19 protein-coding genes are annotated in these 20,903 nt (G+C 67.9%); 5 read left to right on the top strand and 14 right to left on the bottom strand.

Features of this window, described 5'->3' with window-relative positions; genetic code table 11:
* Positions 1–29: 29 nt before the first annotated feature.
* The 10 genes from B1991_RS05055 to B1991_RS05010 all read right to left on the bottom strand — a co-directional run bounded on the left by B1991_RS05055 (position 30) and on the right by B1991_RS05010 (position 11,455).
* On the bottom strand, positions 30–1,148 hold the full coding sequence (locus B1991_RS05055; RefSeq protein WP_136257619.1) for an ABC transporter permease: 1,119 nt from the start codon (positions 1,146–1,148) through the stop codon (positions 30–32).
* A gap of 4 nt (positions 1,149–1,152) precedes the next feature.
* Positions 1,153–2,316 carry an ABC transporter permease gene (locus tag B1991_RS05050; protein WP_136257618.1) on the bottom strand — a complete coding sequence of 388 codons (1,164 nt, stop codon included), beginning with the start codon at positions 2,314–2,316 and terminating at the stop codon, positions 1,153–1,155.
* Positions 2,313–4,085, bottom strand: coding sequence for an ATP-binding cassette domain-containing protein (locus tag B1991_RS05045; RefSeq protein ID WP_136257617.1), 1,773 nt, complete (start codon positions 4,083–4,085; stop codon positions 2,313–2,315). The genes B1991_RS05050 and B1991_RS05045 overlap by 4 nt, the downstream gene beginning before the upstream one ends.
* 1 nt (position 4,086) lies before the next feature.
* Positions 4,087–5,112, bottom strand: a complete 1,026-nt coding sequence (hlyD, locus tag B1991_RS05040) for a secretion protein HlyD (protein ID WP_136257616.1) — start codon at positions 5,110–5,112, stop codon at positions 4,087–4,089.
* Positions 5,113–5,140: 28 nt separating this feature from the next.
* Positions 5,141–5,563: a hypothetical protein gene (locus tag B1991_RS05035; RefSeq protein WP_136257615.1), complete on the bottom strand. Its 423-nt coding sequence runs from the start codon at positions 5,561–5,563 to the stop codon at positions 5,141–5,143.
* A 46-nt stretch (positions 5,564–5,609) separates the two neighbouring features.
* Positions 5,610–6,218 (bottom strand): TetR/AcrR family transcriptional regulator, encoded by a 609-nt coding sequence (locus B1991_RS05030; protein WP_136257614.1) that lies wholly within the window; start codon positions 6,216–6,218, stop codon positions 5,610–5,612.
* 217 nt (positions 6,219–6,435) lie between these two features.
* On the bottom strand, positions 6,436–8,967 hold the full coding sequence (locus tag B1991_RS05025) for a cation-translocating P-type ATPase (RefSeq protein ID WP_136257613.1): 2,532 nt from the start codon (positions 8,965–8,967) through the stop codon (positions 6,436–6,438).
* Between the two features lie 37 nt (positions 8,968–9,004).
* A complete protein-coding gene (locus B1991_RS05020; RefSeq protein ID WP_136257612.1) occupies positions 9,005–9,442 on the bottom strand; it encodes a universal stress protein in 438 nt (145 codons plus the stop codon).
* Between the two features lie 25 nt (positions 9,443–9,467).
* On the bottom strand, positions 9,468–10,229 hold the full coding sequence (locus B1991_RS05015) for a glucose 1-dehydrogenase (RefSeq protein ID WP_136257611.1): 762 nt from the start codon (positions 10,227–10,229) through the stop codon (positions 9,468–9,470).
* Positions 10,230–10,336: 107 nt separating this feature from the next.
* A complete protein-coding gene (locus B1991_RS05010; protein WP_281280526.1) occupies positions 10,337–11,455 on the bottom strand; it encodes a PLP-dependent cysteine synthase family protein in 1,119 nt (372 codons plus the stop codon).
* Positions 11,456–11,697: 242 nt separating this feature from the next.
* Here B1991_RS05010 and B1991_RS05005 point away from each other — a divergent pair, with 242 nt between their 5' ends.
* A complete protein-coding gene (locus B1991_RS05005; RefSeq protein WP_136257609.1) occupies positions 11,698–12,135 on the top strand; it encodes a CopD family copper resistance protein in 438 nt (145 codons plus the stop codon).
* Positions 12,136–12,160: 25 nt separating this feature from the next.
* On the top strand, positions 12,161–12,661 hold the full coding sequence (gene tpx, locus B1991_RS05000; RefSeq protein ID WP_136257608.1) for a thiol peroxidase: 501 nt from the start codon (positions 12,161–12,163) through the stop codon (positions 12,659–12,661).
* Between the two features lie 175 nt (positions 12,662–12,836).
* Here the strand turns inward: tpx and B1991_RS04995 are convergent, their stop codons facing one another.
* Together B1991_RS04995 and azu are read right to left on the bottom strand one after the other, a co-directional pair.
* On the bottom strand, positions 12,837–13,244 hold the full coding sequence (locus B1991_RS04995; RefSeq protein ID WP_136257607.1) for a group III truncated hemoglobin: 408 nt from the start codon (positions 13,242–13,244) through the stop codon (positions 12,837–12,839).
* Between the two features lie 89 nt (positions 13,245–13,333).
* Positions 13,334–13,780, bottom strand: coding sequence for an azurin (gene azu / locus B1991_RS04990; RefSeq protein WP_136257606.1), 447 nt, complete (start codon positions 13,778–13,780; stop codon positions 13,334–13,336).
* Between the two features lie 141 nt (positions 13,781–13,921).
* Here azu and fdxA point away from each other — a divergent pair, with 141 nt between their 5' ends.
* Positions 13,922–14,248 carry a ferredoxin FdxA gene (fdxA, locus tag B1991_RS04985; RefSeq protein WP_136257679.1) on the top strand — a complete coding sequence of 109 codons (327 nt, stop codon included), beginning with the start codon at positions 13,922–13,924 and terminating at the stop codon, positions 14,246–14,248.
* Positions 14,249–14,395: 147 nt separating this feature from the next.
* A complete protein-coding gene (locus B1991_RS04980) occupies positions 14,396–16,699 on the top strand; it encodes a nitric-oxide reductase large subunit (protein ID WP_136257605.1) in 2,304 nt (767 codons plus the stop codon).
* A 71-nt stretch (positions 16,700–16,770) separates the two neighbouring features.
* Here B1991_RS04980 and gap read toward each other — a convergent pair whose 3' ends face one another.
* A complete protein-coding gene (gene gap / locus B1991_RS04975; RefSeq protein ID WP_136257604.1) occupies positions 16,771–17,772 on the bottom strand; it encodes a type I glyceraldehyde-3-phosphate dehydrogenase in 1,002 nt (333 codons plus the stop codon).
* 199 nt (positions 17,773–17,971) lie between these two features.
* On the opposite strand from gap, the gene B1991_RS04970 reads away from it, so the two are divergent.
* Entirely contained in the window at positions 17,972–18,814 is an 843-nt protein-coding gene (locus B1991_RS04970) for a S1/P1 nuclease (protein ID WP_136257603.1), read from the top strand.
* Positions 18,815–18,826: 12 nt separating this feature from the next.
* On the opposite strand, the gene B1991_RS04965 is transcribed toward B1991_RS04970, so the two are convergent.
* On the bottom strand, positions 18,827–20,857 hold the full coding sequence (locus tag B1991_RS04965; protein WP_168709579.1) for an alpha/beta hydrolase family protein: 2,031 nt from the start codon (positions 20,855–20,857) through the stop codon (positions 18,827–18,829).
* Positions 20,858–20,903 lie beyond the last annotated feature (46 nt).

Below are 20,903 nucleotides of genomic sequence, written 5' to 3'. Positions count from 1 at the left end.
AACTCCTTCATGCATGGCTTGAGGGCCGGTCATTGCAGGCGGCTGCGCACCAGCAGCGTGGCCAGGGTCAGCGTCGCCAGCGCGATCAGCGCCAGCGGCCAGGCATTGGCGAGGATGTCCGCCGCCGGCATCGCCTTGAGGAAGCTGCCTTCGACGATGACCAGGAAGTGGGTAAGCGGGATCGCCTGCGCCAGCCATTGCAGCACCGTCGGCATGTTCTCCACCGGCGTGGCGAAGCCCGACATCAGCACTGCCGGCACGCCGATGGCGAAGGCGCCGAGGATGGCCTGCTGCTGGGTCGCACTGACCGCGGAAATCATCAGGCCGATGCCGACCACCGACAGGATGAACAGCACCAGGCTGGCCAGCAGCAGGGCGAACGAGCCGGTAAAGGGAATGCCGAACACGAACACGCCGGCGCCGATCATGAATAGGCCGAGCAAGGTGCCGATCGCCAGCGCCGGCAGCGATTTGGAAATGATGATTTCCGGCGTCGAGGTGGGCGACACCAGCAGCTGGTCGAAGGTGCCCAGCTCGCGTTCGCGGGCGATCGACAGCGAGGTGATCAGCAGCGCGCTGAACAGCGCCAGGATGCCGGTCAGGCCGGGCACGATGAACCAGCGGTAGACCAGGTTCGGGTTGAACCAGTGGCGCACGACCACCGGCTTCGGCGCCTGCGCGTCGGGCACCACCGCGGCGCCGACCTCGGCGGCGATGGTCGACAGATAGGCCACCGTGATCTGGCCGGAGTTGCTGCGCCGGCCATCGACCAGCACCTGCGCGCGGCCGCCGCCGCCGGCGGCGATCGTGCGCGAGAAATCCGCCGGGATGGCCAGCGCCGCGATGACCTCGCCGCGATCGATCAGATCGTGCAGCTGGCGCTGGCTGTCCACGCGCCGGACGTGGCTGATGAAGCGCGCGCTGTCCAGGCGCTGCATCAGCTCGAGCGACCAGCGGCCGGCGTCCTGGTTGTATACGGCGATATCGACGTTGCGCACTTCCAGCGTGGCGGCGAAGGCGAACACCAGCAGCTGCAGGATCGGCGGCACGAACACCACCATGCGGCTGCGCGGGTCGCGCAGGATGCTCAGGACCTCCTTGACGAACTGCGCCCGCAAGCGGGTGAAACTGAGGATGGCGTTGGACATGTCGCTACTCCAGGTTCTTGCGCGTGGCGCGCTTGGCCAGGAGGAAGAACACCGCGCCGATGGCGGTCATCGCCAGCAGGTTGGGCACGAACACCGCCCAGATGTCCCCGGCCAGGAACACCGTCTTCAGCGATTCGACGAAATAGCGCGCCGGGATCAGCCGCGTCATGGTGCGGATCGGCGCCGGCATGGCGTCGATCTCGTACAAAAAGCCTGACAGCATGAAGGCCGGCAGGAAGCCGGTGAACAATGCAATCTGCGCTGCCAGGAACTGGTTGCGCGCCAGCGAGGAGATCAGCAGGCCCTGGCCCAGCGCCGGCACCATGAACACCGCCGACAGCAGCAGCAAGGCCGCCAATGAACCGCGCAATGGCACACCGAACACGAATACCGCCAGTGCCGCGGCGCCCAGCGTGGACAGCATGCCGAGCACGAAGTAGGGCAGCAGCTTGCCGATCAGGATCTCGGCCACCGAGGCGGGCGTGGACAGCACCGCCTCCATCGTGCCACGCTCCCATTCGCGCGCCACCACCAGTGCGGTGAGCATGGTGCCGATGATGGTCATGATGATGGCGATGGCGCCGGGGATCAGCGCGCGGCGGCTTTCCAGCTCCGGGTTGAACCAGTAGCGCGGCTCCAGCGCGATGGTCGGCCCCGGCGCGGCCGATCGCCCGGCGCGCCAGGACTGCACCACGCCGCGGGCGTAGTTCTCCACGTAGTTGGCGGTATTGGGGTAGGAGCCGTCGGTGACGATCTGCACCAGCGGTTCGCGGCCGCGCCGGGCCAGGCGCTGCTCGAAATCCGGCGGGATCACCACGTAGCCGCGCAGCGCGCCGGAAACCAGCTGCCCGGCCACCTCGCGCCGGTCCTGCGCGAAGTGCGCGTCGAGGAAGCGGGTGCCGGCAAACGCGGCAGCCAGCGACTGCGCCGAGGCGCCGGAGGATTCCAGCACCACGCCGACGCGCACCTGCTTGGCGTCCAGCGACACCGCATAGGCGAACAGCAACAGCAGCACCACCGGCAGCACGAACGCGATCAGCAACGTCGAGGGATCGCGCAGGGCCTGATGGCTTTCCTTGACCACCAGCGCCATCAGCCGCCGCCGGTCGAACCGCCGCGAGCCGGCCGGCAGCGCGCCATCGCCGGGCGTGCGCGTGGCGGCGTTCATGCGGCGGCCTCCGTGTCGCGGTCGGCGGATTCCACCAGGTGGATGAAGGCATCCTCCATGGTCGGGTCCGGCTGCTGCGCGCTGGCGGCCATGCGCTTGAGCGCGTCGGGCGTGTCCAGCGCGATCAGCCGCGCGCGCGAGAGCATGGCCACGCGGTCGCAGTATTCGGCCTCGTCCATGAAGTGGGTGGTGACCATGATGGTCACGCCCTTGCGCGCCAGCCCGTTGATGTGGGTCCAGAACTCGCGCCGGGTGATCGGGTCCACGCCCGAGGTGGGCTCGTCCAGGAACAGCACCGGCGGGCGGTGCATCAGCGAGCAGGCCAGCGCCAGGCGCTGTTTGTGCCCCAGCGGCAGCGAGTCGGGCGTGGCCGAGAGCCAGTCGCCGAGGTCGAAGGTGGCGATCATTTCCTCGATGCGCTGGCGGCGCGTGTCGCCTTCCAGCTGATACACGCCGGCGGAGAACTCCAGGTTCTGGCGCACCGAGAGCAGGCCGTAGAGCGAGAACTTCTGCGCCATGTAGCCGAGGCGGCTCTTGGCCGCACCGGTGGCGCGGCGCAGGTCCAGGCCCACCACATGCGCCTCGCCCGCGCTCGGCTTGAGCAGGCCGCACAGCATCTTGAAGGTGGTCGATTTGCCGGCGCCGTTGGGACCGAGCAGGCCGAAGATCTCGCCCTTGCGCACCTCGAAGCTGACGTCGTCGGTGGCGGTGAAGGCACCGAAGCGCTTGGTGAGATGCCGGCAGGACACGGCGATATCCGAGCCCAGTTCGACCGGCGGCAACCGCTCGGCCAGCGTCGAGGTGCCGCCGGGGCCGCCGCCGAGCAGGTCGATGAAGGCGTCCTCGAAGCGCGCCGGCACCGCCGCCAGCTCCACCCGCGAGCGCGCGGCCAGCGCCTGCACCTGCTGCGCGTCCGCGCCCGCGCGCAGCACCACGCGCACGCCGGCGCCCTGGATCACGCCGTCGCTCACGCTTGGCAGGTCCAGCGCCTCGGTCAGCACCGCGCGGCGCTCGGCGCCGACGTTCTCGAGGCGGAAGCTGCGGCCTTCGAGCTGCGCGGTCAGTTCCTGCGGCGGCCCGTCGAACAGGAGCTGGCCCTGGTTCAGCAGCAGCACGCTCTGGCAGCGCTCGGCCTCGTCCAGATAGGCGGTGGACCAGACCACCGCCATGCCCTCGTCGGTCAGCGCCTGCACCATGCGCCACAGGTCCTGCCGGCTGACCGGATCGACGCCCACGCCGGGCTCGTCCAGCAGCAGCACCTTGGGCCGCGCCATCAGCGCGCAGGCCAGGCCGAGTTTTTGTTTCATGCCGCCGGAAAGCTTGCCGGCCAGGCGCGCGGTGAAGGGCCCCAGCCGGGTGAATTCGAGCAGCTCGTCGAACAGCTCGGTGTTGTGCTCTGCGTCCATGCCGCGCAGGCGCGCATAGAGGCGCATGTTCTCCATCACGGTCAGGTCTTCGTACAGGCCGAAGCGCTGCGGCATGTAGCCGCTGGCGACGTGGATGGCGTCGTTGTCCTTGACCACGTCGAAACCGGCCAGGGTGACGCTGCCGGCGTCGGGGACCAGCAGCCCGGTCATGATCCGCATCAACGTGGTCTTGCCGGCACCGTCGGGACCGACCAGGCCGGTGAGCCGACCGTAGCGGATGCTGGCGCTGAGCCCGCGCAGCGCCTGCACCTTGCCGAAGTGCTTGGCGAGGTTCTCGATCACCACCGCGGCGTCGTGCTGGCCGTGCTGGCGCGATGCATCGCTGGCCGACTGCGCGCCCATCTCAGTGCCTCCGCGCGGGCGTGCCGGCGGTGTCGACGTCGAGCGTCACCGGCATGCCCTGGCGCAGACCTTCGTCGGCGTCGGACACCACCACGCGCAGGCGGTAGACCAGGTCGGTGCGCAGGTCGGCGGTCTCCACCGTCTTTGGGGTGAATTCCGCGCGCGGCGAGATGAAGCCGATCTGGCCGTGATAGACGGTCGCCGAGGAATCGGTGTGCACGCGCACTTTTGTGCCCGATGCGATGCGGCCCAGGTCCGCCTCGCCGACATACGCGCGCAGGTACACCGGGTCGCGCAGGCTCAGGCTGTACACCGGCATGCCGCTGGCCACCATGCTGCCCGGTTCGCGCACGCGGGCGATCACGATGCCGTTGCTGGGCGCGATCAGCGTCGCATCGGCCACCGCGGTGCGCGCCTGGCTCAGGGCGGCGGCGGCCGCGGCCACGCGCGCCTTGCCGGCGGCGATGTCCTCGCTGCGGAAGCCGGCGCTGGCCAGCGCCAGCGCCGCCTGCGCGGCGGCCAGCTTGGCGGCGGACTGGTCGCGGGTGGCGCGCGCGGCGTCGGCGGCGCGCTGGCTGCTGGCGCCCGATTCGAGCAAGGTGCGCTGGCGCTTGAAGTTGCGCTCGGCCTCGGTGGCGCTGGCCTGCGCCTGGCGCACCTGCTCGCGCACTTGGGCGATTTCCTGCGGTCGGTTGCCGCGATGCAGCTTGTCCAGTTGGGCCTGCGCGGCCTGGAGTTCGGCTTCGGCCGCCGCCAGCTTCTCGCGGTAAGGCGTGGCGTCGAGCTGCGCCATGACGGCGCCGGCGGTGATGGTGTCGCCTTCGTCAAAGGCCATGTCAGTCAGGCGGCCGGACTGACGAAAGGCCAGCTCCACCTCGCGGATGTCGACGTTGCCGTACAGGCGCAACACATCCGGATTGCCGCGGTCGCGCAGCAGCCAGAACGCCAGGATGCCGCCCAGCGCGATCACCACGACGGCGATGGCGATCCAGCGGGTCTTTCCGGTGGGAAGGCTCGGAGTTTTCATGGAGAGAATTTCCGCGGGAGAAAGGCATTCAGTGCGTGCGTGCCAGCGGCGCGACGTTCGACGCGCGCCAAGCCATGGCCGCGATACCGGTCCACACCAGCGTGCGCAGGGCCATGGCGATCGGCGTGCGCTGTTCCCAGGCACCGCCCAAGGCCACATGCACGCCGAAAGCGACGAATACCAGCGCCGTCGCCAGCGCGATGGCGGACGCCAGCCACGCCGCCCAGCGCCGGCGCCGCCACAGCCCGACGCCGGCGATGACGTAGGCGAAGCCGGCCAGGAAATTGAACCAGAGCACGAACGGCACGTAGCGGCCGGCCGCTTCGCGCGCGGCACCGTCAACAAACAGCACGGTGCCGCCTTCCCTGAGGGTCAGCAGGCCGAAGCCGATGGCGAGCAGGGAAAGCAGTCGAGTCCAGATGCCGCGTCGCGGGTGGGTGGTCATCGTCATGGCGCTCGGTTCGTGGGGGGACTTCCAGTGCGGGAGGGAAAGCGCCTCAGGCGGCGCGCGCGATGCCGCGGCGGTAGATCGCAAATGCGCCCGCCGCTTGCTTGCGCATGCGGCGGGTGTCGCCGGCCAGCAGGGCCTGCATCACCAGGCCCTGGATGCTGCCGATGAACAGCGTGGCCGCCGCAGCCGGATCCAGCTGCGGATCCAGTTCGCCGGCCGCCTTGCCGTCTTCGATCAGGGTGCGCAAACGCTCGCCGTAGCGGCGGATCAGGGTCTGCACCATCTGCTTGGCGGCCGTGCCTTCGGCCCGCTGCAGTTCGCCGAACATCATGCGCGGCACGCCCGGGTGTTCGGCGACGAAGGCAATGTGCGCCATGAACATCGCTTCCAACGCGGCCAACGGGCTGGCGGCATTGCGCGCGGCGCGCTCGATCCGCGCCAGCAGGTGGTCGGCCACCCATTCCATCACCGCCTGCCAGATCGCGTCCTTGCTCGGGAAGTGGCGGAACAGTGCGCCTTGGGTCAGCTTCATCGAGCTGGCGATCGCTGCGGTGGTGATCTCGCTGGGATTTTGCTCCGCCGCCAGCTTGATGACCGCCTCGACGGTGACTGCGCGGCGCTCCTCCGCGGGCAGATGTTTGCGCTGGATGTCCATGGTGACGGGTTCGCCGTAAGTGAGTAAGTAATTACTAGCTTATTCGAAATCGCGCGGCTGTCAACCGTCATTGACGACGGAGTGGGCGGCAGGGCCTTGCCGAGACGACGGTCCGGGTAGCCCGCCGGCTCACGACTCGCAGGTCGGCCGGCGGCCGGGGTGGTTGGCGATGAGGAGCGGAGCCCGGCCATTGTCGGCACCGGACGCAAACGCTGTTTCAGCGCACAGCTGCCTTGCGCAACCTTCCGCGCGTCGCGCGGCGCAGCAGTTCCAGCCACGCGACGGCGGCGGCCAGCATCGCGGCGGCGGCGAGCAGGCTGAGCGGCGCCGGCACGGCCAGGCTCATCACGCCGCGGAGGAAGGGCACGCCGATCACGACCGCCAGCATCAGTGCCACGGCGCCGAACATCCGCGCCAGCCACGGGTTCTTCGCCGGATGGCGGGCCAATGCGGGATGGGTCAGGTCGCGGTTGGCCAGGGTCAGCAGGAACAGTCCGATCACCAGTGCGATGAACACGGCGCTGCGGCTTTGCGTCGCGTCCAGGTTCTGGCCCAGCAGCAAGCCGTAGCCGAGCAGCAGGATGCCGGCAAAGCCCAGCCCCTGGATCACCGCGTGCCGCAGGTTGGCGGCGGCGAACGGGGAGTCTGACGCTGCGCGCGGCGGCCGGCGCATGATGTCGTCATCGGCCGGCTCGGCTTCGAACACGATCGAGCAGGCCGGGTCGATCAGCAATTCCAGCAGCACGATGTGCACCGGCATCAGCAGCACCGGCCAGTGCAACAGGGTGGGCACCAGCGCCAGCGCGATGATCGGCATGTGCACCGCGAACACGAAGCGGGTGGCCTTGGTGATGTTGTCGTAGATGCGCCGGCCCTGGCGGATCGCGCTGACGATGCTGGCGAAGCTGTCGTCCAGCAGCACCAGCGCGGCGGCCTCGCGCGCCACGTCGGTGCCGCGCTCGCCCATCGCCACGCCGACGTCGGCGGCCTTCAGCGCGGGCGCGTCGTTGACGCCGTCGCCGGTCATCGCCACCACCTCGCCGTCCTCGCGCAGCAGTTGCACCAGGCGCAGCTTCTGCTCGGGCTGGAGCCGTGCGCAGAGGTCGACGTGACGCAGCCGTTCGCGCAGCGCGGCGTCGTCCAGCACGGCCATTTCCGCACCGGTAATCACCTCGGCGCGCTCGCTCAGGCCCACCTCGCGTGCGATGGCGCGCGCGGTGGCGGGGTGGTCGCCGGTCATCATGATGATGCGGATGCCGGCACTGCGGCATTCGGCGATCGCCGCAGGCACTTCCGGGCGCGGCGGGTCGACGAAGCCGAGCAGGCCGAGGAAGCGGAAGTCGAAATCGTGCTGGCTTTGCGGCCACGCCTCGCCCTGCCACTGACCGCTGGCCACACCGAGCACGCGCAGGCCGCGTTCGGCCATCGACTCGACCTGGCGCAGGATCGCTGTCGCCTCGGCATCGGGCAGATGGCACAGGTCGATTACCGCCTCCGGTGCGCCCTTGGTCGCCAGCAGGTGCGTGTTGCGCGCGTCGCCGCGGAACACCCGGGTCATCGCCAGGATGTCCGGCGACAGCGCGTATTCGAATTCCGGCGCCCATTCGGCGTGCACGTGTTCGGTGTCGGTGAGCCAGTGCAGGCCGAACTGCTGGATCGCCTTCTCCATCGGGTCGAACGGATCGGCCGGCGTCGCCAGCATGGCGAACTCGGCCAGCGCGTGGAATGGCTCGGGCAACTCGGTATCGCCTTCGCCGTGCGCGCTGTCGTCGGGCAGACGCAATTCAGCCACCTCCATGCGGTTCTGGGTCAGCGTTCCGGTCTTGTCGGCCGCCAGTACCGAGATCGCGCCCAGCGCCTCCACCGCCGGCACCCGGCGGGTCAGCACCTTGTGCCTGGAGATGCGCCATGCGCCGAGCGCGAGGAACACGGTGAGGATCACCGGGATCTCCTCGGGCAGGATCGCCATGGTCAGCGCGATCCCGGCCAGCACGCTCTGCAGCAGGCCGTGGCCGTCCCACAGCCAGCCGAGCAGCGCATACGCCGTGGCCAGCAGCAGGCCGCCGGCGGCGAGCCGACGGATCAGCCGGCGCGAAGCCCGCTGCAGGCCCGAGACAGGCTCGACGGTGGTGCTGAGCGCCTGGCCGATGCGACCGACCGCGGTGGACCCGGCGATGGCGTAAACCTCGGCGACGCCGACGCCCTTGGTCACCACGGTACTGGCGAACAACTGGCCGGCGTCCGCACCCGGCAGCTTGGTGACCGGCACCGCCTCGCCGGTGAGCAACGACTCGTTGACGTCCAGGTGCCCGTCCAGCAGCCACCCGTCGGCGGCGATGCGGTCGCCTTCATGCAGCACCAGCAGGTCGCCGACCACCACCTCGCGGCCCGGCACGCGGATTTCCTCGCCGCCGCGGATCACCAGCGCGCGCGGCGCGGACAGCTCGCGCAGCGACTCCAGAGCCCGCTGGGTCTTGCGTTCCTGCATCAGCGTGATGCCGATGATCACGAACACGGCCGACAGCAGGAACATTGCTTCGGCGCGGTCGCCGAGCGCCAGGTACAGGCCGCCGGCGACCAGCAGCATCAGGAACATCGGCTCGATCAGCACGCCGCGGACGATCCCGGCCAGACTCTTCGGCGTGCTGCCCGGCAGCAGGTTCGGGCCGTGCTCGGCCAGTCGCCGCGCCGCCTCGGCCGGATCGAGGCCGGGGCGACCGGCCGGTTGGGGTGGTCTGCCTTCGCTCATGCGCCGAGCCGCTGGCCGCCCCCGCCGATACCGTCGCTCAGCGGCACACCAGTACCGGCAAATCGCCGTTGAGGATCACCTTGTGCGTTTCGCTGCCCAGCAGCAGGCGGTCGAAGCCACGCCAGCCGTGCGAGGCCATCACGATCAGGTCGCACTGCTGCTTGCGGGCGGCCCCGACGATGGCCGAATAGGGGCGCGCGTCGATCTCGTGGCTGCCCTCGCAGGGAACGCCGGCGGCTTTCGCGCGCTGGCGCACGTCGGCCAGGTAGCGTTCGGCATTGGCGATGGCTTCGCGGGTGTAGCCCGGTTCGTTGGCCACGACGAACTCGGCGAAGTAGACCGAGGCAGGGAACGGCGCGATGACGTGGAACGCGTACACGCGAGCGCCCAGCCTGGCGGCCAGTTCGATGCCGGTGTCGACCGCGCGCAGCGACAGCTCGGAGCCGTCGGTGGGCAGCAAAATGTGCTTGAACATGGTGGATTCCTCCAGCGGGGGATGGTCAGCGGCAGGTGTAGCCGCCATCGATGACCAGCTCGCTGCCGGTCACGAATTTCGCTTCCTCGGACGCGAGATAGACTACGCCCCAGGCGATGTCGTCGGGCTCGCCCATGTGGCCCAGCGGGTGCAGTGCGCCGACCTCGCGCCGGTGCGCGGCGGGGTCGCCGCCCATCGAGGCGATATGCTGTTCCACCATCGGCGTCCAGATGAAACCGGGGTGGATCGAGTTGACGCGGATGCGATCGGGCGCATACAGCACCGCGTCGGTCTTGCTCATCAGCCGCACCGCACCTTTGGACGCGTGGTAGGGCGGTGAATCCGCCGCGCCGACCAGGCCGTAGATCGACGACAGGTTGATGATGCTGCCGCCACCGGCTGCGCGCAGGTGCGCGATGGCGTGCTTGGTGCAGAAGAACACGCCCTTCACGTTGATCGCCTGCACCCGGTCCCATTCGGCTTCGGTGAGTTCGTGGGTCGGCTTGTTCGCACCGGCGATGCCGGCGTTGTTGACCAGGACGTCCAGACGTCCAAACGCGGCCACGGTTCCGGCAATGGCCGAAGCCACCTCGGACTCGACTGCCACGTCGGCATGGAAGTAGCGCGCGTCGTCACCGAGCTCCGCCGCCAGCTGCTGCCCTGGGCCATCGTGCAGGTCGACCAGGGCCACCCGCGCGCCGGCTTCCCGCAGCCGGCGCACGCAGGCTGCGCCGATGCCGAGGGCGGCGCCGGTCACCAGTGCCACCTTGCCGCTCAGTCTGCCCATCGCCATGTCTCCCGTGGATGCGGAACCCGAGCATGGGCTGGCCGGGCGTGGCGCATGTTGACCATGGTCAAATCCCTTGTCGGGCGCTCTGCGGCGGATTGGCGCGGCTATCCCGCCGGCGCCCTGGGCATCGGCGCGCAGCCGGTCTCGATGCTGTGCCGCAGCGACGCGTCGCAGCGCGAGCGGTCGATGCCGTGCGCGGTCAACCAGTGCGGATCGAACAGGGTTTCGGCGTAGCGTTCGCCGCGATCGCACAGCAGGCTGACGATGCTGCCGCGCTGGCCTTCGGCGCGCATCGTGGCGGCCAGGTTCAGGCAGGCCACGAAATTGGTGCCCGAGGAGCCGCCGTAGCGGTGTCCGAACAATTCGCCCAGCAGCCATGCACCGGCGATGGAGGCCTCGTCCGGCACGCCGATCGCCTGGTCCACCACCTCGAACACGAAGCCCGGTTCGACGCGCGGCCGGCCGATGCCTTCGATCAGGGTGGGCTGGCTGGCCACCGCGGCGCGATCGCTGGATTGCCAGCCCCGGATGAAACCGCTGCCGGCGGGGTCGGCGATGCACAGCCGCGTGTGCAGGCGGCGATAACGCAGATAGCGGCCGATCGTGGCCGAGGTGCCGCCGGTGCCTGCGCCGCAGACGATCCAGTGCGGCTCGGGCGAGCGTTCGCGGGCGAGCTGGCCGATGATCGACTCGGCGATGTTGTTGTTGCCGCGCCAGTCGGTGGCGCGCTCGGCCAGGCCGAACTGGTCCAGGTGGCAGGCGCCGCGCGCCGCGTGCTCGGCGGCGCGCGCATGTACCTGGGCGGGATCGTCCACCAGGTCGACCTCGCCGCCCAGCACCTGCACGTCGCGGATTTTCCCCGGCGCCGTGCAGGCCGGCATCACCGCGATGAAGCGCAGGCCGAGCAGGCGCGCGAACCAGGCTTCGGAGATCGCCGTGCTGCCGGAGGAGGCATCGACCACGGTCTGGTCCGGGCCGAGCCGGCCGTTGCACAACGCGTACAGGTACAGCGAACGCGCCAGCCGGTGCTTGAGGCTGCCGCTGGGGTGGCTGGCCTCGTCCTTGAAATAGAAGTCGATGCCGTGAAAGCCGGGGAAATTGAGTTTCAGCAGGTGCGTGTCGGCCGAGCGTGCGGCCTCCTGCGCCAGGCTTTCGAGCGCTTCGTGGACCCAGCGCCGCCCGGCGTGGCGCAACGGCTGGATGAGGGGGACGACACTGTTCACGCGGAGCCTCGACTTGCCATGGGTGGCGAAAGAACGCGAATGCCGGCAATCGGCAAGAAGCATGCTCGCGGTGACGCCCGGCGGCGGCCCTGATGCAGGTCAACCGCAAGGGCGGCCGCGCGGGGCGGATTGTCACAGTCGGATGCGGCGGCTGCGCCGCCGGCGCCGGTTGATGCAGGTCATGGCCGGCACTGCTGCAGAGGCGGATGCTGGGCGTTGGTTCTTTCTGTTGGCCTTGCGCAATGCTTGCCTGGTACCCGTGGATCGTCCTGCTGCACTTGGCCTGCGCCATCGTGTTCGTCGGCGCGGTGGCGTTCGAGGTCATCGTGGTGGAGTCGCTGCACAAGCACTTCGACATCATCACCATGCAGCGCATCGAACAGGCGGTGATGGCACGGGTGCGGCGCTACATGCCGGTGGTGGTGATATTGCTGTTCGCCAGCGGCTTCATGCTGTTCGACATCCGCTGCGATGGTTTTGCCTGCGTCGGCTCGCGTTTCGGCAACTGGCTGCTGCTCAAGGTGGTACTCGCGTTCGGCGTGCTGGGCGTGTTCGTCAACGCGATGTGGGCGATGCGCCACGGGAAGATGGATGTCTGCCGGTTCAAGTACACCCACCGCATCGTGCTGGCGCTGATGGTCGGCATCGTGTTCCTGGCCAAGACCATGTTCTACTTGTAGCCCTTCACCCAGCAGGAGTTGCACCATGTCCACAGTCACCCTCCACGGCACGCCGGTTCACGTCGACGGCAAGCTCCCCACGGTCGGCTCGGTCGCACCGGCGTTTTCGCTGGTGGCGGGCGACCTTTCCGACGCCGGGCTGTCGCGTTTCGCCGGCAAGCGCAAGGTGCTCAACATCTTCCCCAGCGTCGACACGCCGACCTGCGCGGCCTCGGTGCGCCACTTCAACGAGGCTGCAGGCAAGCTCGACAACACCGTGGTGCTGTGCATCTCCGCCGACCTGCCGTTTGCGCAGAAGCGTTTCTGCGGCGCGGAAGGGCTGGACCAGGTGGTCAACCTGTCGATGATGCGCGGCCGCCAATTCCTCGCCGATTACGGCGTGGCGATCGCCGACGGCCCGCTGGCCGGGCTCGCCGCACGCGCGGTGGTGGTGCTCGACGCGCACGACAAGGTGCTTCACACGGAACTGGTGGGCGAGATCGGCGACGAGCCGAATTACGCGGCGGCACTGAAAGCGCTCGGCTGATCGGGCTTTTGCAGGAGCGCACCCTGTGTGCGATTGCTCTTCGTTACGTAACGGAAAGCATCGCGCGTAGGGCGGGCACTGCCCGCCGGCTCTTGTTCGCATGACGGAGAACGGCGGGCCGTGCCCGCCCTACGGCGGTGTCGCTTTTGCGCGGCTCTTCCGAATCCCGGATCGATCAGCGATTGACGCCCACGATGGGCACGCCGAACGGCTGCGCCTCGGGATGCAGACCCAGTCCGTATTTCAGGCTGCGACCGATGCGCTGGGCGTATTCCAGCATGCGTTCGGCGTGAACCGGATCGAGCTCCTCATCGCAGGTTTCACGCCACAGTGCCAGCCAGCGATCGAAATGCTCGGCGCGGATCGGGTGCGGGCGGTGCGCTGCCATCGGATTGCCGCGATAGCTGCCCGCACGCAGCGCCACCGAACACCAGAACGAGGTCAGCAGGCGCTTGTGCTCGTCCCAGTCGTGCACGGCCGCATTGAACACCGGGCCGATCTGCGGGTCGCGCCGCACCTTCTCGTAGAAGTGGTCGACCAGCGTGGCGATGGCGGCTTCGTCGAAGGGCTCGGTGGAATTCATCTCGGGATCGGCTTCGCGGAACGGACGCGTGGCACGGAAAAAGCGCACCCGGCCATCTCGGCCGGGCGCGCTGCCGTTGCGGCAAAAGCTTACTTGCCCAGGCTCAGCGTGCCCTTCATCAGGGCGGCATGGCCGGGGAAGGTGCAGAAGTACGCGTACTGTTCGCCGGCCTTGAGCTTGGCCACGTCGATCGTGGCGGTGTCGCTCTCGCCGCCACCGATCAGCTTGGTGTGCGCGATGATGCGCGCGTCACCCGGCTTCTCGTAGCTGTTGGCCGCGCCCGCCTTCATGCCGTCGGCGATCACGCCGGATTCGTCGCTGCTGTGCGACAGTACCCAGTTGTGGCCCATCGCGGTGACCGGCAGCTTGCCGGTGTGCTTGAGCGTGACCTTGAAGGTCTTGCAGGTGCTCGGCACGGTGATGGTCTTCTTGTTGAACTGCATCGCGTCGCTGGCCTCGATGGTGGTGGTGCACTCGGCGGCCATCAGCGGAGTGGAGAGCAGCCCGAGCAGGGCAATGGCAATCAGTTTGCGCATGGTGTCGATCCTTGGGGAAGATGGGGAATCGGAAGAATTCTGCGTGGGCAGCGACCGTGGCACACTGATCTGGATCATGGCCACGGCAGCAGTTGCCGCGGACACTGTAGTTACCGTGGCGAGGCCGCGGAAGGAGGCATGATGACGCACGTCGTCACCGACAACTGCATCAACTGCAAGCACACCGACTGCGTCGAGGTATGCCCGGTCGACTGCTTCCACGCCGGTCCCAATTTCCTGGTGATCGACCCCGACGAGTGCATCGACTGCACGCTGTGCGTGGAGGAGTGCCCGGTCGGCGCGATCTACCCCGAGCTCGACGTGCCGGCAGGGCAGGAGATCTACATGACGATCAACGCCGAGCTGGCGAAGGAATGGCCGGTGCTGACCAGCAAGATCCCGTCGATGGAAGACGCCGACAAATGGGACGGCGTGCCGAACAAGCTGCCGCTGCTCAAGCGCTCCTAGGGGGGGGCTTCGCGGACTCCAGCCGGGTCGCGCGCGGCGCCGGCGTTCTGTTGGACCAGATCCCCAGCCTGCGTTAGGCTCGGACCCGAGCGCGTCTCCGTGCCGGTTTTGGGCCCGTATTCTCTTGTCATCTGGGGAGATTGACTGATGAATGATGCCGCACAACCCCTGTCCGACGACGATACCGAACTTTCGCCGTGGTGGTTGCGCACGGTAGCCATCGTGCTGGTGCTGGGCTTTGCCGGATTGCTGGCCATCACCATGCTGGCCTACAGCAATGCGCCGCCGATTCCCGGTCAGGTGGTGGATGCGCAGGGCAACACCGTGTTCACCGGCGACGATGTCAGCAAGGGACAGGCGGTATTCCTCAAATACGGCTTGATGGACAACGGCAGCATCTGGGGGCACGGCGCCTACCTCGGGCCGGATTACTCGGCCGAAGCCCTGCACTTCATCGGCCAGGACACCGCCGCGGCGATCGCGCAGGAACGATTCGGCAAGCCGCTGGCCGAGCTGGATGAGTCGCAACGCGCGGGAGTGCGCGCCGAAGTGGCGGTGGCGCTGAAGACCAATCGCTACGACGCCCAGGCCGACGTATTGCGGCTGACCGCGCCGGAAGCAACCGCCTACCGGCAGCAGGTCGGCTACTGGACGAATTACTTCAAGGATCCGGCAAAGAATGGCGGGCTCAAGCCCGACCTGATCAGCGATCCCACCGAACTGCACCAATTCACGGCCTTCGTCACCTGGGCCGCATGGGCCTCGGTCGCCAACAGGCCGGGTACGCAAGCCTCGTACACCAACAATTTTCCATACGACCCCAGCGTCGGCAACGTACCCACGCCGTACGCCCTGCTGTGGAGCGCGTTGAGCCTGTTGCTGCTGCTGGCCGGCATCGCCACCGTGCTGCTGGCGTTCGGCAAGTTCGACTACCTGGGCTGGATCAGCCGCGGTCATGACGTGCGGCCGCAACTGCTGCCCGGGAAGTCCAGTCCGGGCCAGCGTGCGCTGGTGAAGTTCTTCGTGGTGGTGGCCTTGCTGTTCCTGATGCAGACCCTGGTCGGTGGCGGCGTCGCCCACTTCCGCGCCGATCCGGGCACTTTCTACGGCTTCCAGCTGGAGAACATCTTCCCCAGCAACCTGTTGCGCACGTGGCATCTGCAGACCGCGATCTTCTGGATCGCCACCGCCTATGTCGCCGCCGCGCTGCTGCTGGGGCGTTCGCTGCGCAGCGACGAGCCACGCTGGCTGGCCGGATGGGTGCACCTGCTGTTCGGCGCCTTCGTGGTGGTGATCGCCGGCAGCCTGCTCGGCGTGTGGGCCGGCATCGCGCAGAAAATGGGCACGTGGTGGTTCTGGCTGGGCAACCAGGGCTGGGAGTATCTGGAGCTGGGCAGGCTCTGGCAGTACCTGCTGGTGGTCGGCCTGCTGGTCTGGTTTGCCATCCTGTGGGTGCTGGCGCGCCCGCGTGCGGTATCCAGCGAGAAGGCGCGCCCGCTGGCGAGGATGTTCCTGTTCGCCGCGGTCGCGATTCCGGTGTTCTACATACCCGCGCTTTTCTTCGGTGCCGAAACCAACTACACCGTGGTCGATACCTGGCGCTTCTGGATCATCCATCTGTGGGTCGAAGGCTTCTTCGAATTCTTCGCCACCACGGTGGTTGCGCTGACCTTCTACCAACTGGGTTTGGCGCATCGCAACGTGGCGTTGCGGGTGATCTACCTGGACGCGATCCTGTATTTCCTCGGTGGCCTCGTCGGTACCGGCCACCACTGGTACTTCACCGGCCACACCAACTTCAACATGGCGATGTCGGCGATGTTCTCGGTGCTGGAGGTCGTGCCGCTGACCCTGCTTACCCTGGATGCCTGGGATTTCGTCAAGGCCACCAAGGGCAAGGTGGACGTCGACGGCAAGCCGACTCGCGTGCCGCACAAGTGGACGTTCTACTTCCTGATGGCGGTGGGCTTCTGGAACTTCGTCGGCGCCGGCATGCTCGGCTTCTTCCTCAACCTGCCGATCGTCAGCTACTACGAGGTGGGCACCCAGGTCACGCCGACCCATGGCCATGCCGCGTTGATGGGCGTGTTCGGCATGCTGGCGCTGGCGCTGATGGTATTCACCTTGCGCCAGACCAGCACCGAGGAGCGTTGGCCAGGCATCGAGAAGTACGTCAAGGTCGCGTTCTGGGGTACCAACGGCGGCCTGGCGATGATGTTGCTGATGAGCCTGTTCCCGAGCGGCGTGCTGCAGCTGTGGGACGTGCTGGAGAATGGCTACTGGCACGCACGCAGCATCGAGTACATGGGGCTGCCGCGCTCGCAGGTCATCGAGTGGCTGCGCCTGCCGGGCGACTTGGTGTTCATCATCTTCGGCGCGGTGCCGCTGGTGATTGCCTCGATCAAGGGCTGGTTGGGCGTGCGGGCGGACGCGGCGGCCGAGCGTCGCTGAGCTGTCGCCGCGCATGAAAAAGCCCGCGCCGACGGTATCGGCGCGGGCTTCGGGGGCAGTACGCGGGGCGATTACTTCGCGACGACGCGCACCATCTCCAGGCACTTGTTCGAGTAGCCCCACTCGTTGTCGTACCAGCTGACCAGCTTGACGAAGCTGTCGTCCAGCGCGATGCCGGCGTCGGCGTCGAAGATCGAGGTGCGTGCGTCGCCGCGGAAGTCGGTGGCCACCACCTTGTCCTCGGTGTAGCCCAGGATGCCCTTCAGCGCGCCTTCGCTCTGCGCCTTCATCTCGGCCTTGATCTCCTCGTAGGTCGCCGGCTTCTCCAGCTCCACGGTGAGGTCGACCACCGAGACGTCCGAGGTGGGCACGCGGAAGCTCATGCCGGTGAGCTTCTTGTTGAGCTCGGGGATCACCACGCCGACGGCCTTGGCCGCGCCGGTGGAGGACGGGATGATGTTCTCCAGGATGCCGCGGCCGCCGCGCCAGTCCTTGTTGCTCGGGCCGTCCACGGTCTTCTGCGTGGCGGTGGCGGCGTGCACGGTGGTCATCAGGCCGCGCTTGATGCCCCACTTGTCGTTCAGCACCTTGGCCACCGGCGCCAGGCAGTTGGTGGTGCAGCTGGCGTTGGAGATGATCGCCTCGCCGGCGTATTTCTTGTCGTTGACGCCGTAGACGAACATCGGCGTGGTGTCCTTCGACGGCGCGGACAGGATCACCTTCTTCGCACCCGCATCGATGTGCTTCTGCGCCGCTTCCTTGGTCAGGAACAGGCCGGTGGATTCGATCACCACCTCGGCGTTCACCTCGTTCCACTTCAGGTTGGCCGGGTCGCGTTCCTGGGTCAGGCGGATGCGCTTGCCATTGACCACCAGATGGTTGCCGTCGACCTTCACGTCGCCATCGAAGCGGCCGTGCACGGAGTCGTGCTTGAGCATGTAGGCCAGGTAATCGGGCTCCAGCAGATCGTTGATCGCCACGATCTCGATGTCGTTGCCGAAGTTCTCCACGGCGGCGCGCAACACGTTGCGACCGATGCGGCCGAAGCCATTGATGCCGACCTTGATGGCCATGAGATGACGTCCTCCTGAGGATGGGCTCGATGCCGCGAGCGGGCGGAAAGAATCGTCATTTTACCGCCATTCCCGCGCGCCTGCCTGAGCCCCGGCTGGCCGCCGGGCCTGCACGGCACGGGACCGGGCGGGTGGCGACAAAACACCGCAGCACCGGTGTGGCAGACTGCGACCTTCCCTTGTCGCCGGAATCATCCGCATGAGTTTCGTCCGCCGTGCCGTCGTCGCCGTGTTCGCCTGCCTGCTGGTCACGCCGGCACTGGCATGGGGACCGCTGGGCCACAGCGTGGTCGCCGAACTGGCGCAGCGGCATCTGAGCCCGGCCGCCGAGGCCGAGGTCGAACGCCTGCTGGCGCCGGAGCACACCGGTTCGCTGGCCGATGTCGCCAACTGGGCCGACCAGATGCAGAACGATCCGGCCATGGCGAGCCTGTGGAAGCAGACGCGCAGCCAGCACTACATCAATTTCCACGGCGGCCCCTCGTGTGACTACGTGCCGCCGCGCGATTGCCGCGACGGCCGCTGCGTGGTGGCCGCACTGCAGTATTACGTTGGCGTGCTCGGCGACCGCAGCAAGCCTGACGCCGCGCGCCGCCAGGCGCTCAAGTTCGTGGTGCATTTCGCCGGTGACATCCACCAGCCCCTGCATGCCGGCTATCGCGACGACAAGGGCGGCAACACCTACCAGGTGCAGTTCGACGGCAAGGGCAGCAACCTGCACCGGGTGTGGGACTCCGGCATGCTCTACACGCGCGGGCTGGACTGGCAGCAGTACGCGCAACGCCTGGATTCGGCGGTGCCGGTACCGCTGCCGGCGCCGGTCGCTCCGCTGGACAATCCCTACGCCCAGTGGGCCGAGGAGTCGTGCCGGATCACCGCCGAGACCGGCTTGTACCCGACCGGCCACAAGATCGCTCCGGCCTACGTGACCACCTGGCTGCCGGTGGCCGATCGCCGCCTGCGCGAAGCCGGCCGCCGCCTCGCGCAGGTGCTCAATCTGGCCTTGGCGCCAGCCGCCGCTCCCCAGGAGGATGGGCGGTAGAAGCCGGCCGGGTCACGGTGTGGCTACCGCCTGGCGCTGCGCGCCGATGTTGCGGTCGAGGAAGTCGAGCATCTTCCCGTAGAACTCCAGGCGGTGTTCCGGGAGAAAGAAGCCGTGGCCTTCCTTCGGCTCGACCAGGGATTCGTACGGGACGCGTTGCGCGTCCAGCGCGCGGGTGAACTCGCGGAAGTTCAGGAACGGCACGCGCTTGTCCTCGCCGCCGTGCGCCAGCATCAGGTGCGCCTTGATCCGCGCCACGCCACCCAGTGGGGAACGACGCAGCAGGTCGGCGCGATCGGTGCCCAGCGCGCGGTGCAGGTAGTCGACGCCGGCGTTGATCTGCCGGGTGTCGCTGGCATCCAGCTGCACGCGCAGGTCGTACACGCCGGCGTAGCCGATCGCGCACTCGTACAGGTCGGGTTCGCGTACCACGCCTTCGAGCGCGGCATAGCCGCCGTAGCTGCCACCGTACAGGCACAGCCGCTTCGGGTCGGCGTAGCCCTGCTTGACCGCCCACAGGGTGGCGTCGGTGACGTCGTCCTGCATGCTCAGGCCCCATTGCCGGTAACCGCGTTCGATGAACTTGGCGCCATAGCCGCCGGAGCCGCGGTAGTTCACCTGCAACACGGCATAGCCGTGGTTGGCCAGCATCTGTACTTCCGGGTCGTAGCCCCACTGGTCGGCAACGCCGTGGGGGCCGCCGTGGATCACCACCACCATCGGGAACGGTGCCTTGCCGGCCGGCAGGGTGAGGAAGCCGTGCAGCGGCAGGCCGTCCCGCGCCGTCAAGGCGATCGGCTCCATCGGCCGGGTGACTTTCGGATCCAGCCACGGCTGCGCGCTCATCAGGAATTTCGCCTGGTGCGTCGCCAGGTCGAACAGGTAATAGTCGCTGCCGCTGCGATCGCTGATGACGTGCACGATGGCGTGCTGGCCGTCGCGGGTGAAGCTGGAGAAGAACGCCAGCTGACCCGGGAAGTTGCTGTCCAGAGCCTGGGTGAGCTGTGCTTCCTGGCTGCCCGGATCGATGTAGTGCAGGCCCGGTTTGCCATCGGCCGTGATGATCGCATAGTAGTCGAGGTGATCGGCGGTCGGCAGCAGATCCATCGGGTCGGCGAACTTGCCCTGGTAGACCATGGTGCGGCTGCCGTCGGCCGGATTCATCAGCTCGATCGCATCGGGGCCGTCGCCCTGCGAGACACGCACGTACAGCCGGCTGTTGTCGCGGTTGAAGCCGATCGGCGTGATGGTCACGCCGGACGTGGCCGAGTCGTTGCGCAAGGTCCAGGGGGCGTCGTTGCTGGGTCGGGTCCAGACCCGCATTTCGGTGAAGCCGTCATTGGTCCACGCCGCACGCACCTGGCCGGCGTGGTCGACGATCAGGTCAGCGTTGCGCGCGGGCGCCGCGCCGATCGTGCGCGTCTGCCCGGTCATGATGTTCAGCGTCTCGATGTTGGTCGCGCTGCCGTTGCGATCGTCGGTGAACGCGTTGGTCGCGATCAGGATCCGGTTGTCGACCGCCAGCGCATCACCGATCACCGTGGCCGAAGCGTAGCGCTGGGTGGCGTGACGCATGTGGGAGCCCACCGTGTCGCTGCCCGCGCGATAGCCGAACAGCTGCTCCTGCCGCTTGCCGTCGGCGTTGATGCCGTACAGTTCGCCGGTGCCCCGCGGCGTGTCCAGCCCGTTCTGGCGGAAAGCACCGGCGGCGATCAGTCGGTCGTCGCTGGCCCAGAAATAGTCGGCGAGCAGCGCATTCCTGCCCGAGGGGATCACGTGCAGGGGCTTGGCCGTCTGCCCGTCGAGGATCGCCAGCACGTTCTCGTGCGGATTCTGCGGGTTGGGCACGATGGCTGACAGATACTTGCCGTCGGGCGAAATGCGCACCTGCGAGAAGTTGGCCGGACGAATGAAGTCCTGCAGTGGAATCGGCGAAGTGGCTTTCGCTGTCGGCGCAGGCGCCGCGGCGACCGCCGTCAACACGCTGCCCACGCCCAAGACCAAAGCCGCGGCCCAGGGCCGCAGTCCGTGTGTATTGCCCATCCTTGTATCCCCCCATGGCATTGCGCCGGTTTCCAAGCGTGGAACG

Source organism: Rhodanobacter lindaniclasticus, assembly GCF_004799035.1.
Classification (GTDB): domain Bacteria; phylum Pseudomonadota; class Gammaproteobacteria; order Xanthomonadales; family Rhodanobacteraceae; genus Rhodanobacter; species Rhodanobacter lindaniclasticus.
The sequence above is the reverse complement of the archived record's forward strand: the minus strand, read 5'-3'. Positions and strand labels throughout refer to the sequence as shown.